The organism is Tabrizicola flagellatus, from assembly GCF_008271465.1.
Lineage (GTDB): Bacteria > Pseudomonadota > Alphaproteobacteria > Rhodobacterales > Rhodobacteraceae > Tabrizicola > Tabrizicola flagellata.
Genome location: NZ_VMDU01000008.1, coordinates 14,784 through 28,762, shown reverse-complemented (window position 1 = coordinate 28,762; position 13,979 = coordinate 14,784). Strand labels below are relative to the sequence as shown.

Here is a 13,979-nt window from a genome sequence, read left to right as displayed (position 1 = left end):
GCCAGCGGCATCGGCCTCGGGCAATCAGGCGCCATGCACCACAGGCTTCTCTTGCAAGGCGAGACCCTGCACCTCATGCCGTCCGGCGCCCTGTTCTGGCCGGCTAGGGCGACGCTCGCCGTTTCGGACCTGCATCTGGGCAAATCCGAACGTCTTGCCCGGCGCGGCGGGGCGCTGCTGCCCCCCTATGAGACGCAGGCCACGCTGGAAAAGCTGGACCACGACCTCGAAGCGACAAGGGCCGAGAAGGTCATCTGCCTCGGCGACAGTTTCGACGACCTTGCGGCGCTGGACGGGATCGAGGAAGCCTCACGCCTCTGGCTGATCCGGTTGATGGCCGGGCGCGACTGGACCTGGATCACCGGAAATCACGATCCGGGGCCGATCGAGATCGGGGGCACCCACCGGGCCGAACTGCCGCTGGCCCCCTTTACGTTCCGCCACATCGCCGACCCGGCGCAAAGCGCCGAGATTTCGGGGCATTACCACCCCAAGGCGCGGCTTGCCGGCCAGTCGAGGCCCTGTTTCCTCGCCGATGCCGACCGGCTGATCCTGCCCGCCTATGGTGCCTATACCGGGGGGCTGAGCTGCACCGACCCGGCGCTTGCCGCGCTTATGGCCAAGGACGCGCTGGCCATCCTGACCGGCCCGCGTGTTCTCGCCATTCCCATGCCACGCTGAGCCCAGGAATTTTCGACGAAAATTCTTGGGTTGCCGTCAGGCCGTCAGCCCCTCGGGCTCCGCCAGCCCGTGTGCCCGGCAGCAGGCGGTCAGGGTATTCGCCAGAAGGCAGGCAATCGTCATCGGCCCGACCCCGCCCGGCACCGGCGTGATCGCCCCCGCGACCGCCGCCGCGCTTTCGTAGTGCACGTCGCCGACCAGCTTGCCTTTGCCGTCCCGCTCGATCCGGTTGATGCCGACATCGATCACCGTGGCGCCGGGTTTCACCATGTCGCCGGTAATCATCTCGGGCCGGCCGACCGCCGCCACCAGGATATCCGCGCGGCGGCAGACCGCTGCCAGGTCCCTTGTCCGGCTGTGGGCGATCGTCACGGTGCAGCTGTCACCGAGGAGTAGCTGCGCCATCGGCTTGCCAACGATGTTCGACCGGCCGACGACTACCGCCTCCAGCCCGGCAAGCTTGCCATGGTGATTGCGCAGCATCATCAGGCAGCCGAGCGGCGTGCAGGGCACCATCGACTTCTGCCCGGTGCCCAGAAGCCCGACGTTCGAAATGTGGAACCCGTCCACGTCCTTGGCAGGGTTGATCCGGTTGATTACCAGCTCCGAGTTCAGATGGCCGGGCAGGGGCAATTGCACCAGAATCCCATGCACCTTCGGGTCCGCGTTGAGCCGGTCGATCAGGGCCAGAAGGTCGGCCTCCGAGGTCTCGGCCGGCAGGCGATGTTCGAAGGATGCCATTCCGACCTCGATGGTCGAGGCATGCTTGTTCTTCACATAGACCTTGGAGGCCGGGTCTTCGCCGACCAGCACCACCGCAAGGCCCGGCTGAAGGCCGTTCTCTTCCTTCAGCCGCGCCACATGCTCGGCAACCTGCGCCCGCACCCCCGCCGCGAAAGCCTTGCCGTCGATCACCTTGGCCGTCATGTCCTATCCCTTCCGAAGACTGTCAGGTCCAAGCTTGCTTTCCTCGCGCGCGATGGACCAGTCGATCAGCCGCCGCCACAGCTTTTCCACCAGATCGGGCGGCAGCCCGTAGGTGTCGGCGTGGCGGCGGACGTTTCGCACCACTTCCTCGACGCGGGCCTCGATCCGGGCGGGCAGGTCAACCTCTGCCTTGATCTCGGCCGCGCGGTCGATATAGGCCGCCCGCTCCGCGAACAGCCGGACGAGATCCTCGTCCAGCCGATCGATCTCGGCCCGGATATGGGCCATGGTCGTGCAGTCGGCGGGCTTTCGCATCGTCTTCTCCTTCGGCGAGGCCCCCCCGAGATAAGGGGAAGCCCCGCCTTAGGCAATGCGACCGCTTAGAACAGGCCCTCGACCTGGCCTGCGTCATTCAGGCGGATCACCTCGGCGCTCGGCACCTTGGGCAGGCCGGGCATGGTCATGATCTCGCCGCAGATCACCACGATGAAGCCGGCGCCGGCCGAGAGCCGCACCTCGCGCACCGGAACCGAATGGCCGGTCGGCGCGCCGCGGACGTTCGGGTCGGTGGTGAAGCTGTACTGGGTCTTGGCCATGCAGATCGGCAGGTGGCCATAGCCTGCGGCTTCCCAGGCCTTCAGCTGGTCGCGGATCGACTTGTCGGCCAGAACCTCGTCGGCGTGATAGATGCGCTTGGCGATGGTCTCGACCTTCTGGAACAGCGGCATCTCGTCGGGATAGAGCGGAGCAAAGTTGGACGCCCCGCTTTCCGCCAGCTTTACCACGGCATGCGCCAGGTCCTCGATCCCGGCAGAGCCCTGCGCCCAGTGCTTGCACAGCACCGCCTCGGCGCCCTGTTCGGCGACATAGGCCTTCACGGCCGCAATCTCGGCGTCGGTGTCGCTGTAGAAGTGGTTGATCGCCACGACGACCGGCACGCCGAAGCTCTTCACGTTGGCGATGTGGCGGCCGAGGTTCGGGCAGCCCTTCTTCACGGCCTCCACGTTTTCGGCGCCGAGGTCGGCCTTGGCGACGCCGCCGTTCATCTTCATCGCGCGCACCGTGGCCACGATCACCGCCGCCGCCGGCTTAAGCCCCGCCTTGCGGCACTTGATGTCGAAGAACTTCTCGGCCCCGAGGTCGGCCCCGAACCCGGCTTCGGTCACCACATACTCGCCCAGCTTCAGCGCGGTCTTCGTGGCGATGACCGAGTTGCAGCCATGGGCGATGTTGGCGAAGGGGCCGCCGTGCACGAAGGCCGGGTTGTTTTCCAGCGTCTGCACCAGGTTCGGCTGCATCGCGTCCTTCAGCAGCACCGTCATCGCGCCGTCGGCCTTGATGTCGCGGCAGTAGATCGGCTTCTTGTCGCGGGTATAGGCCACCACGATGTCGCCCAGCCGCTTCTGCAGGTCTTCCAGGTCATTGGACAGGCAGAGGATCGCCATGACTTCCGAGGCGACGGTGATGTCGAACCCGGTCTGGCGCGGGAAGCCGTTCGACACCCCGCCGAGGCTGACCACGATGTCGCGCAGCGCGCGGTCGTTCATGTCCATCACCCGGCGCCAGACGACCCGACGCTCGTCGATGCCCAGGTCGTTGCCCCAGTAGATGTGGTTGTCGATCATCGCCGACAGCAGGTTGTGGGCCGAGGTGATGGCGTGGAAGTCGCCGGTGAAGTGAAGGTTCATCTCCTCCATCGGCACGACCTGGGCCATCCCGCCGCCCGCGGCCCCGCCCTTCATCCCGAAGTTCGGGCCAAGGGACGCCTCGCGGATGCAGATCACCGCCTTCTTGCCGATCCGGTTCAGCCCGTCGCCCAGACCAACCGTGGTCGTGGTCTTGCCCTCACCCGCCGGCGTCGGGTTGATCGCGGTGACGAGGACCAGCTTGCCGTCGGGTTTGCCGGCGAGGCTCTTGATGAACTCCTGGCTCACCTTGGCCTTGTCATGGCCATAGGGCAGCAGATGCTCTGACGGGATGCCTAGCTTGGCCCCGATCTCCATGATTGGCTTCTTCTTCGCTTCGCGCGCAATCTCGATGTCGGTCTTGAAGGCCATGTCGCGTCTCCCACGGGGCAGAGTGTTCCGTTTGCGACGTGATACCGGGCTGAAGGCACCTGCCGAAGGCGTTTTGCGACCTAAAGACCGCGAAAATCGCCTTGCCGCGTTTCCGATAAGAAACCCGCCGCTGGCAGAGCGAAATTTTCCCCCGGATTAATTAATTTTCCGCTGCGTCTGCTTTGACTGCCAGGCCCGCTGCGCCGGGACATGCAACCGCATCTCGTCTCCCAGCCGCAGCACGCCCTCGCGTTCCACCCAGGCGGTGACGCCCCGCTTGCCCTCGGCCGCCCGCTTGAAGCCCTTGCCCTGTCCCGGCAACGCCTTCTCAATGGTGACCGCGGGCTCCTGGCAGGGCAGGTTTTCCATGTCCACCACCAGCGTCACCCCGTCTGGCCCCTGCAACCGGCTGGAGGGGGGCAGGTGGGTGAGGTCGGGGATGCCCTCCAGCACCAGCGAGGCGCCGACCCAGGCGTAATCCATCGCCGCAAGACCCATGTCGCGGGCGACCTCGGCCATCTCCTCGGCGCTGACCACGCAAAGCTGGCGCACGTTGCGGATCTCGGTGTCCCTCGGGTGCTGCTTCAGCACCCGGCTGCACGAGGGGCGCGTCAGCCCGGCATGGACCTCGCCCGCGTAGCCGGCGAAGCTCAGCGGCATCTCGGCCAGGGGGACGGCGGTGATGACCAGCTTCTCCACAGGCACGGGCTGGTAGCCCAGCCAGACGACCCGGGCGGTGAAATCGGTCGGGATCAGGGCGGGCATCGCGTTTTCCTTGTCAGAGCCACTTCTTCCAGCGGAAGATCAGCCAGGGCACCACGGCCGAGACGACCATCAGCCCCAGCGCCATGGGATAGCCCCAGGTCCAGGACAGTTCCGGCATGTGTTCGAAGTTCATCCCGTAGATGCTGGCGATCAAGGTCGGCGGCAGGAAGACGAAAGCCACGACCGAGAAGATCTTGATCACGTCCGACTGGCGGATGTTGATGACGCCCAGCGTCGCGTCGAGCAGAAAGCGGACCTTGTCCGCCTGGGTGGCCGCGACCTCGCGCAGGCTGCGGATGTCCTGGAGCAGGGTCTTGGCCTGGGTCCGCGTGGCCTGTGCCATGCGCAGCGGCGAATGGCTTTCCTTGTCGGCGGTCAGATAACCCACGAGCCGCACGAGCGTGCCCAGGCTTTCGTTGACCTTGGCGTTCACATCCTCGGCCTGGCCGATCCGGCGCAGCACGTCGGACAGGCCATCTGCCTCTTCCTGGACGCGTTCGGCGCCGAACAGCGACTTCGACAGCACGTCCAGCCGGCGCGCCTCGCCCTCCAGGATGTCGGCCAGGCGGTCCACCACCGCCTCCAGGAGGCCAAGCAGCGCATCGACCCCGCAGCGGATCGGCGTGTCGTGGCGCGCGGCCCAGTCCGCGAAATGGGCGAAGGAGCCGGGATGGTGGTAATGCACGGTGACCAGCCGATCGGGCAGCACCACAAAGGTCACCGGGCCTATGCTGATCTTTTGCTCTGCATCGGTCGCCACCACCTGGGCGGTCAGGAACAGCGCGCCGTCCTCGCGGTAGATCCGTGAGGAGACCTCGATCTCCTGCATGTCCTCGCGCGTGGGGATGTCGATCCCGACTGCCGCCTCGACCGCATCCTCCTCGGCCACGGTTGGCGCCTCGAGATCGATCCAGACCGCCTCGCCCAGGTGCTGATGCTGGTCGGACAGCCTGGCCAGCCGGCTGCCCTGGGAAACATATGCCGTGATCACACCGCTGCTCCTGTCGTTCCGGCGGTCAGACTACCGGCGGCGGATCACAAGAAAAAGGCCCCGTGATCGCGGGGCCGTTCTTCGGTCACAAAGGCGCCGGTTCGGGCTCGGGTCCCGGCTTCTTGGCCCGCGACTTGGTCTTGGGAATCGCCGCGACCGAGGCGGTGCCGCCGCCCGAAGGGGGCGTATCGGCCTTGTCGTCACCCCCGAGAGGTTCGCCCGCGATGACCTTGCGGATCTCGTCACCGGTCAGGGTCTCGTATTCCAGAAGGCCCTTGGCCAGCCGTTCCCATTCATCGCGCTTTTCCAGCAGGATGCGGCGCGCGGTCTCGTAGCCCTCGTCGATGAAGCGCTTCACTTCCTGTTCGATCAGCTTCTTCGTCTCGGCGCTGACCGAGAAGCCCCCGGCATTGCCCTGATATCCTTCATGCGCCTCGGCATAGTCGATGTTGCCGACGACTTCCGACATCCCCCAGCGCAGGACCATGGCCCGTGCCAGGGCGCTGGCCTGCTGGATGTCGCCCGAGGGGCCGTTCGACACCGCGTCCTCGCCGTACTTGATGATCTCGGCGGCCTTGCCGGCCATGGTCATGGCGATGCGCTGCTCGCACTGATCCTTGTGCCAGTTCAGCCGGTCCATTTCCGGCAGGCTCATCACCATGCCAAGCGCCCCGCCGCGCGGGATGATGGTCGCCTTGTAGACCGGGTCGCATTTCGGCAGGGACATGCCGACGATGGCGTGACCGGCCTCGTGATAGGCGGTCATCTCCTTCTGTTCGGGGGTCAGCACCATGCTGCGGCGTTCCGCCCCCATCATGACCTTGTCCTTGGCATTCTCGAAATCGACCATGGTCACGAACCGCCGCCCCGCGCGCGCGGCCATCAGCGCGGCCTCGTTCACCAGGTTCATCAGGTCGGCACCCGAGAAGCCCGGCGAGCCGCGGGCGATGGTCCGCAGATCGACATCCGGCCCCAGCGGAACCTTGCGGGCATGGACCGAGAGGATCTTCTCGCGGCCCTTGATGTCGGGGTTCGGCACATGGATCTGCCGGTCAAAGCGGCCGGGACGCAGCAGTGCGGGGTCCAGCACGTCCTTTCGGTTGGTGGCGGCGATGATGATGACGCCCTCGTTCGCCTCGAAGCCGTCCATCTCGACCAGCAATTGGTTCAGCGTCTGCTCGCGTTCGTCGTTGCCGCCACCGATGCCCACGCCGCGCGCGCGGCCCACGGCGTCGATCTCGTCGATGAATACGATGCAGGGCGCGTTCTTCTTGGCCTGCTCGAACATGTCGCGCACGCGGGAGGCACCCACGCCCACGAACATTTCCACGAAATCCGAGCCCGAGATGGTGAAGAACGGCACCCCCGCCTCGCCCGCAATGGCGCGGGCGAGCAGCGTCTTGCCGGTGCCGGGCGGGCCGACCAGCAGCGCGCCCTTCGGGATCTTGCCACCGAGCCGGCTGAACTTCTGCGGGTTGCGCAGGAACTCGACGATTTCTTCCAGCTCTTCCTTGGCCTCGTCGATGCCCGCCACGTCGTCGAAGGTGACGCGACCCTGCTTTTCGGTCAGAAGCTTTGCCCGGCTCTTGCCGAAGCCCATGGCGCCGCCGCGCCCGCCGCCCTGCATCCGGTTCATGAAGTAGATCCAGACCCCGATCAGCAAGAGGAAGGGCAGGAAGGACAGGAGGACCGAGACGAAGCCCGACTGCGCCTGCGGCTCGGCCTGGACCTCGACACCCTTGGCGATCAGCTCGCGCGAGAGGTTGTCGGTCACGATGTCGCCCGGCGGCTTGATGGTGACATAGGAATTGCCGTCCTTGCCGATCACCACGACCCGCTCGCCATCCAGCACGACCTTCGAGACCTGTCCGGCCTCGACCCTCTCGATGAAGTCGGAATAGGTGAGCGACCGCGACGACATCGTGGTCTGGTTGCCCGAAAACAGCTGGAACAGCGCCATGACCAGAATCAGAAGCACGACCCAGAAGGCGATATTGCGCGCGTTGCCCAAGGTAAGGGATCTCCCGAATGCGCCGTCGGCCCCCCATGGGGCCAAGGCGACTTTGGGCCTAAGATAAACCTTTGCGGCCCGGGTTCAATCACTCAGTCCGAAAAGGTGAAACGGTCGGTCCAGTTTCGCCTGCCACCCTTCGCCGCACCCGGCAAGCGGCGCGGCAAGCAGCCGTTCGCCTTGCCAGACCCCGGGTGTCACCAGCAGCACCTCGCGCGGCAGGCCCGTCGCCCGCCAGTCCCGCAGCTGCCGCAGCCCCTCGGCCCCCAGCACGCGCACCTCGCCCTCCGGCCCATCGACCCGCCAGCGCCCGTCCCAGAGCGCGCCGACCGGAACCGCGCCGCCCACAGCGCGCGGCTCGCGCATCAGCCAGCCGGACCGGGCCCGGCACCCGGCCAGCGTCGCATCTCCCCCCGCCGACAGCGCCCGTCCGATGCGCAGGGTTTCGGCGGCGCGCGGAGCGTACTCCGACGGCGACAGCCACATCAGCCCGGCAATCACCACCTGCCGCTGCACCTCGGCGGGTTCCGACCAGAGCCGGGCGTCGAAGCGCAGCGCCCCGGCGCGCTCGGCCACATGCTGTGCGGCCGCCGCCGCCACCTGCACCTCCAGCGCCTCCTGCACCCGGGCGAGATGCCCCGCCACCTCGGCCAGCCGCGACGCGGTGATGCCCAGAGGCGCTAAGGCCGCCAATGCCTTCCGCGCGCGGGTCCGGGCAAAGCGGTCGTTCTCGTTCGTGGGATCGTCGATCCAGCCAATGCCCTCTGCGCGCAGCCAGTCGCGCAGTTCGGCCCGTCCGGCTGCCAAGAGCGGGCGGCGGAACTCGACCCCGGCTTCCTGCCAGGCCGGGCGCATCCCGGACAGACCGGCAAGCCCCGCCGCGCGGGCCAGACCCATCAGCACCGTTTCGGCCTGATCGTCGCGGGTATGCCCCAGGGCCACGGTGCGGATGCCCCGCGCCGCGGCCCAGCCGGCGATGAGCGCCATCCGCGCCCGCCGTGCCGCATCCATCAGGTTGCCCGCGATCACTCCATGTTCCCAGACCCGGACCTCGTGCCTGACGCCAAGCGCCGCGCAGGCGGCGGCCACCGTCCGGGCCTCGGCGGCGCTTTCGGGGCGCAGTCGGTGATCCACCGTCACCGCCTCGACCCTCAGGCCCGCCCGCAGCGCCAGATGCAGAAGGGCGGTGGAATCCCCACCGCCCGACAAGGCAATTCCCACCGTCTCGCCCTGCGGCAGGCCCTCGCGGATCAGGCCGACAAGCCGATCCTGCCCTACTGGCACCCGTAGCCCTGCATCGCCACCGTCGATTGGGTCGCGGCCATGCTGCCCGGGAAGCGCGCGCCGACCTCGGCCAGGGTCACGCAGGCCTCCTGCACCTGACCCAGGGCGCCCAGCCCCTCGCCCAGCTTCAACAGCGCGTCGGGGGCAAACGGCCCCTCGGGCGCGGCCGAGAAGGCATCGAGATAGGCCCGCGCCGCGTTGCCGGTATCACCCAGTTTCGACAGCGCCTCGCCGCGCAGGTAATGCGCTTCGGGGATCAGCGGCCCGCCAGGATAGGATTGGGCATAGGTCGCAAAGAGCGCTGCAGCCCCTTGAAAGTCACCTTGACCGAGCACCTCCTTGGCCCGGTCGAAGTCTGCCTGTTCGGCTACTGCAAGTTCCGCCCCGCCCGTGCCCGTCGTGCCCGTGCCTGTTCCGCCCGAGGCCACCGGCGGCGCGACCGCCGGAGCCGCCGCCCCGCCCGAGGCGCCGCCCAGCACCGAGGTCGCCCCCAGGTTGGCCGGATCGCAGCCCTCGGTCAACTCGCACAGGCGGTATTCGATGTCGCCGATCCGGTTGGTCCCGTCATTGACAACCCGGTTCAGCCGCAGCTCCACCTCTTCGGTGCGCGCGGTCAGCCGGGCCAGCGACGCCTCGATCGTGTCCATCCGGGTCAGCGCATCGCCCCCCGCTGCCCCGCTGCTGATCGCGCCGGTCGAGACCAGCTCGGATTTCAGCGCGTTGAACTCGGCGGCCAGCGCGGCCAGTTCGGACCGGATGTCGGCCAGGGTCTGCGCGCGGTCCTGGGCATGACCCAGAACCGGCAGCAGACAGAGGGCCAGGCTCAGACCAAGGCGCCGCATGCGGTCAGACCCCGGCGCCTGCCGACAGCACGGTCACGGCGCGACGGTTCTTGGCATAGCAGGCCTCTTCCGAGCAGACCTCGATCGGGCGTTCCTTGCCATAGCTGATGGTGCGCATGCGGCTGGCGGCGACGCCCTGGCTGATCAGGAAGTTCTGCACCGCGGCCGCGCGGCGGGCGCCGAGGGCGAGGTTGTATTCACGCGTGCCCTGTTCGTCGGCGTGGCCCTCGATGATCGCGGCATAACCGGGATTCTGGTTCAGCCATTGCGCCTGGGCGGTCAGGATCTGGCGCGCCTCGGGTGACAGGGTGGACTGGTCCACCGCGAACAGCACCCGGTCGCCGACGCGCTGGTTGAAATAGGCGATCGAGGTCGGGTTGTTCGGATCGCCAAGGCCGGTGGTGTCGATCCCGGCTCCGCCCATGCCGCCGGCACCACCGGCACCGCCCGCGCCGCCGGCGCCGTAACGGTCTGGGTTGTTGCAGGCCGCAAGGGCAAGTGCGGCGACCAGAAGCAGCGATTTCGCGGCGAGGCTCATGGAGGGCATCCTTCTTGTTGGTTCGTTGGCTCGATTGCGGCTCAGATTAACAGCTTTGCGCCGCCGAGGGAATCGGCGGCGCGTCACATTTCACGGCAAAAGCGGCGACCAGGCAGGGTCGCTGGCCGGCCCTTCGGTCGGGATCTGTTTCAGGTTCCGTCCGGTGATGTCCACCGACCACAGCGAGGTCTGCCCGCCCGCGCCCGCCGTCTCGCGGGTGAACATCAGGACGCGCCCGTTCGGCGCCCAGGTCGGGCCCTCGTCCAGGAAGCTGGCGGTCAGCAGGCGTTCCTCCGACCCGTCGGTACGCATCACGCCGATGTGGAAGCGCCCGGCGTTCTGCTTGGTGAAGGCGATGTAGTCGCCGCGCGGGGACCAGACCGGGGTGCCGTAGCGGCCCTCGCCGCCCGAAATCCGCGTGCCCTCGCCGCCCGAGGCCGGCATGATGTAGATCTGCGGCGTGCCGGTGCGGTCGCTTTCGAACACGATCTGGCTGCCGTCCGGGCTGAACGACGGCGCGGTCTCGATCGAGGGCGAATTGGTCAGCTGCCGCAGCCCGCCTCCGCCCAGCGACAGGGCGTAGATGTCGGTGTTGCCGCCGCGTTCCAGGCTGAAGACCACGGTCTGCCCGTCGGGCGAGAAACGCGGGGCGAAGGTCATCGTTCCGGGCTGTTCCTCCAGCGTCTGGCGGCGCAGCGAGCCCACGTCCATCAGCGTGATCCGGGGGAAGCCGGTCTCGTAGCTGGTGTAGAGGATCCGGTCGCCGGTGGGGGAAAAGCGCGGGGCCAGGACGATCGCGCTCGAATCGGTGAGGTATTGCACGTTGGCGCCGTCGTAATCCATGACCGCCAGCCGCTTGGCGCGGGCGTTCTTCGGGCCGCTTTCGCTGACGAAGACCACGCGGCTGTCGAAATAGCCGCCCTCGCCGGTGATCTTCGAATAGACCACGTCGGCCACCTTGTGCGCCATGCGCCGCCAGCCCTGGGTCGTGCCCGCGAACTGCAACGCCGCGCCGTCCAGCACCTGGCCGTTGAACACGTCATAGGCGCGGAACTTCACCGTGATCCGGTCGCCGGCCACGCTGACCGCGCCCGTCACCAGCACCTGCGCATTGATCGCCTTCCAGTCCTCGAAGGCGATGCCGCCGTCGAAGCTGGTGATCCGGCTGATATGCGCATCCTCGCCGATGGTGCGGAAGAAGCCGGTGCCCTCCAGGTCCGAGATCACCACCCGGGTGATCTGCCGCGCATAGTCCCCTGCGCCGCCCTCGTCCACGAAGGTCGGCACCGCGATCGGCATCGGCTCGATCACCCCCGGCCCGATGACGATCCGGGGCGGGCCGGACTGCGCCAGGACCGGGGCGGCCGCGAGCGTCAGGATCCCCAGGACGACTGCCAGCAGGGTGCGGAAGGGTGTTCTCATGGGTCTGGTCATCGGCCTCATGCTCCGTTCTCTTGATTGGGATTGCCCGCCTGCCCGGCAGGGGAAAAGGGGAAATGCGCGCCTTCGGTTCCCGTCATCGTGCCCTCATCCCATTGGCATCGAAGACCAGGTCCAACACGCGCCAGGTGTCGTACTTGTCGGGGGGCAGCGGAAGTCCGCCTTCCGCATGCGCCCGGTTCACCGCGCGACGCGCGGTTTCATACAGCGTGTTGATGCCGCCCTGGCTCGGCCCGCTCGACTCGATCAGCTCGAACCCTGTCGGCGTGCCGTCCGCGGCAAAGCTGACCCGCACCACGACCAGCGAACTGAGCGCATCGGTCGAGGAGGCGCCGAGGTTCCACTTGCGCGAGATCGCCGAGGCGATGTTGCCCATCTCGCCCCCGGTCAAGGGCGGCCCCTGCGGCCGGTTCTGCCCGCCCGAGGTCGCGGGCTGTTCTGCGGGGGTCTCGACCGGGGTCTCCACCGCCTCGCCCAGAAGGGCGGCGATGGCATCCTCGGTCGCCTGGTCGTCCACCGGCTGCACGTTCAGCTCGGCCGAGGCCGTGGGGGCAGGGTCCGGCTCGGGCGCAGGCGCCGGGCGCGAGGGCTTTGCGCGCGGGCGCAGCGAGGTGGCCATGCCGGTTTCGGCGGTCTGCGTTTCGTTCGCCTCGGTGCGGGTCACGTCGCCGGTGTCGCGCGGCGCCGTAGCCTCGGTCGGCTCTTGCGGGATCACCTGGTCGGCCGCCACGTCCTCGCTGACCGCCGGTTCCGGCGTGTCCGAGACCGGCGCTTCGGTCTCGGGCTGCACCGGGTCGGGGGCGATGATGTCCGCGGCCTCGGGCAGCGGCTGGATCTCAGTGGATTCGGTCTCGATCAGCTGCTCGGTCTGGGCCTGGGCGAGGTCGCTGGCCTGCGGCTGGGGCATCGGGTCGGGTTCCGGGACGGGGTCCGGCTCCGGGGCAGGGGCCGGTTCGGGCTGTGGCGTCGGCTCGGGCGCAGGTGCCGGCTCGGGCGCGGGCTCGGGTCGCGCCGCCGGTCGCGTCGCCGGCACTTCGGCGGCGGGCTCTTCTGCCGGATTGGGGGTCGAGGCCGCCTGCAGCGCGTCGAACTCGGCGCTGGTCAGGGTCGAGACGGTCATCACCAGCGGTTCGGGCGGGGCCGAGGCCGGAAACAGCCAGTCGCCGACCAGCACCCAGAGGATGACCCCAAGGTGCCCGGCCGCCGATACCACCGTTCCAGTCTCGAAGCGCTTCTCCATCCGCCTCAGCCGCCACCGTTACCCGTGTTGGACGCAGCACCGGACCCGAACCTTGGCCCCTCGCCGTCGGTGACGAGGCCGATCTCGTTGAAGCCGCCCGCGTTCAGCGCGCCCATGACCTGGGCCACGCGCTCGTAGGGGATCGCCCCGTCGGCGCGCAGGAAGATCTTCTTCGATTTCCGCTCGGCCGCGATCGCGGTCAGCTTCGGGAGCAGTTCGGCATCGGCGATCTCGGTGGTCTGGATCGCCAGCCGCCCGTCGGCGGTGACGGTGACGGTCAGCGGCTCTTCCTGTTCGGTCGGAAGCGCGGCTGCGGCGGTCTTGGGCAATTCCACCGGAACGCCGACCGTCAGCATGGGCGCCGCCACCATGAAGATGATGAGCAGCACCAGCATCACGTCCACCATGGGCGTGATGTTGATCTCGTGCATCGCGGCCGCCCGTCCACCGCGCCGGCGACGCCGCCCGCCGCCCGCCTGTCCCGGAACCCCGATCCCCATGGCCTCAGGAGTCCAGCTGGCGCGACAGGATGGTCGCGAATTCGTCGGCAAAGGCCTCGTAACCGCCCACCACCCGGTCGATGTCGGCCGACAGCTTGTTGTAGAACACCGCCGCCGGAATGGCCGCCACGAGGCCCACGCCGGTTGCCAGCAGGGCCTCGGCGATGCCGGGGGCCACGACGGCAAGGCTGGTGTTCTGGCTGATCGCGATCTGCTCGAAGCTGTGCTTGATCCCCCAGACCGTGCCGAACAGCCCGATGAAGGTGGCGGTCGAGCCCGTGGTGGCCAGGAAGCTCAGCCCCCGGTTCATCGCCTCGCTTTCGCGGGCGATGGCCACGTTCATCGCCCGGTCGATGCGCGACTGCGCCCCCGCGATCAGCCCGCCGTCCTGCTTGTGACTGCGCCGCCATTCCAGCATGCCCGCCGCGAAGATCTTTTCCGACGATCCCTGCGGGTCGGGGCCGATCCGCTCGAACAGCTCGTCCAGGGGCTCGCCCGACCAGAAGGCGCGGTCGAAGATCGAGGCCTCGCCCTGCGCGCGCCGCAGCATGATGTGTTTCTGGATGATGATCGCCCATGACCAGAAGGACATGACGAAAAGCATGATCATGACCAGCTTGACCGTCAGGGTCGCGCGGGCAAACAGCGCGAACATGGAGAAATCGATCTCCTGCGCCATCGCAAGGGTGTTGGGTTCCATACG

General features: G+C 68.0%; 14 protein-coding genes. 1 reads left to right on the top strand and 13 read right to left on the bottom strand.

Translation table 11 applies throughout. The features are described from left to right. The first annotated feature begins 33 nt into the window (after positions 1-33). Positions 34-681: a ligase-associated DNA damage response endonuclease PdeM gene (pdeM, locus tag FL625_RS11960; RefSeq protein WP_149588911.1), complete on the top strand. Its 648-nt coding sequence runs from the start codon at positions 34-36 to the stop codon at positions 679-681. Between the two features lie 36 nt (positions 682-717). Here pdeM and folD read toward each other — a convergent pair whose 3' ends face one another. The 13 genes from folD to tolQ all read right to left on the bottom strand — a co-directional run bounded on the left by folD (position 718) and on the right by tolQ (position 13,976). Beyond that, on the bottom strand, positions 718-1,608 hold the full coding sequence (folD, locus tag FL625_RS11955) for a bifunctional methylenetetrahydrofolate dehydrogenase/methenyltetrahydrofolate cyclohydrolase FolD (protein WP_149588910.1): 891 nt from the start codon (positions 1,606-1,608) through the stop codon (positions 718-720). Between the two features lie 3 nt (positions 1,609-1,611). Continuing rightward, complete coding sequence (locus FL625_RS11950; RefSeq protein ID WP_149588909.1) at positions 1,612-1,923, bottom strand: chorismate mutase; 312 nt, start codon at positions 1,921-1,923, stop codon at positions 1,612-1,614. A 65-nt stretch (positions 1,924-1,988) separates the two neighbouring features. Then, positions 1,989-3,665, bottom strand: coding sequence for a formate--tetrahydrofolate ligase (locus FL625_RS11945; protein ID WP_149588908.1), 1,677 nt, complete (start codon positions 3,663-3,665; stop codon positions 1,989-1,991). A 156-nt stretch (positions 3,666-3,821) separates the two neighbouring features. Continuing rightward, positions 3,822-4,430: an MOSC domain-containing protein gene (locus tag FL625_RS11940; protein ID WP_149588907.1), complete on the bottom strand. Its 609-nt coding sequence runs from the start codon at positions 4,428-4,430 to the stop codon at positions 3,822-3,824. A gap of 13 nt (positions 4,431-4,443) precedes the next feature. After that, positions 4,444-5,421 carry a magnesium transporter CorA family protein gene (locus FL625_RS11935; protein WP_149588906.1) on the bottom strand — a complete coding sequence of 326 codons (978 nt, stop codon included), beginning with the start codon at positions 5,419-5,421 and terminating at the stop codon, positions 4,444-4,446. 85 nt (positions 5,422-5,506) lie between these two features. Continuing rightward, the gene (gene ftsH / locus FL625_RS11930) at positions 5,507-7,432 is read right to left on the bottom strand and encodes an ATP-dependent zinc metalloprotease FtsH (protein ID WP_149588905.1); all 1,926 of its coding nucleotides are present in this window, start codon (positions 7,430-7,432) and stop codon (positions 5,507-5,509) included. Between the two features lie 84 nt (positions 7,433-7,516). After that, positions 7,517-8,716 carry a tRNA lysidine(34) synthetase TilS gene (tilS, locus tag FL625_RS11925; protein WP_149588904.1) on the bottom strand — a complete coding sequence of 400 codons (1,200 nt, stop codon included), beginning with the start codon at positions 8,714-8,716 and terminating at the stop codon, positions 7,517-7,519. Further along, positions 8,707-9,558 carry a tol-pal system protein YbgF gene (gene ybgF, locus FL625_RS11920; protein ID WP_149588903.1) on the bottom strand — a complete coding sequence of 284 codons (852 nt, stop codon included), beginning with the start codon at positions 9,556-9,558 and terminating at the stop codon, positions 8,707-8,709. Before ybgF ends, tilS begins: the two co-directional genes overlap by 10 nt. Positions 9,559-9,562: 4 nt before the next feature. Further along, positions 9,563-10,096, bottom strand: coding sequence for a peptidoglycan-associated lipoprotein Pal (pal, locus tag FL625_RS11915; RefSeq protein ID WP_149588902.1), 534 nt, complete (start codon positions 10,094-10,096; stop codon positions 9,563-9,565). Between the two features lie 90 nt (positions 10,097-10,186). Then, complete coding sequence (gene tolB, locus FL625_RS11910) at positions 10,187-11,518, bottom strand: Tol-Pal system beta propeller repeat protein TolB (RefSeq protein ID WP_149588901.1); 1,332 nt, start codon at positions 11,516-11,518, stop codon at positions 10,187-10,189. Positions 11,519-11,612: 94 nt separating this feature from the next. After that, complete coding sequence (locus tag FL625_RS11905; RefSeq protein ID WP_149588900.1) at positions 11,613-12,776, bottom strand: energy transducer TonB; 1,164 nt, start codon at positions 12,774-12,776, stop codon at positions 11,613-11,615. A 5-nt stretch (positions 12,777-12,781) separates the two neighbouring features. Then, entirely contained in the window at positions 12,782-13,276 is a 495-nt protein-coding gene (gene tolR, locus FL625_RS11900) for a protein TolR (RefSeq protein ID WP_149588899.1), read from the bottom strand. A 4-nt stretch (positions 13,277-13,280) separates the two neighbouring features. Continuing rightward, positions 13,281-13,976: a protein TolQ gene (gene tolQ, locus FL625_RS11895; protein WP_149588898.1), complete on the bottom strand. Its 696-nt coding sequence runs from the start codon at positions 13,974-13,976 to the stop codon at positions 13,281-13,283. Positions 13,977-13,979 lie beyond the last annotated feature (3 nt).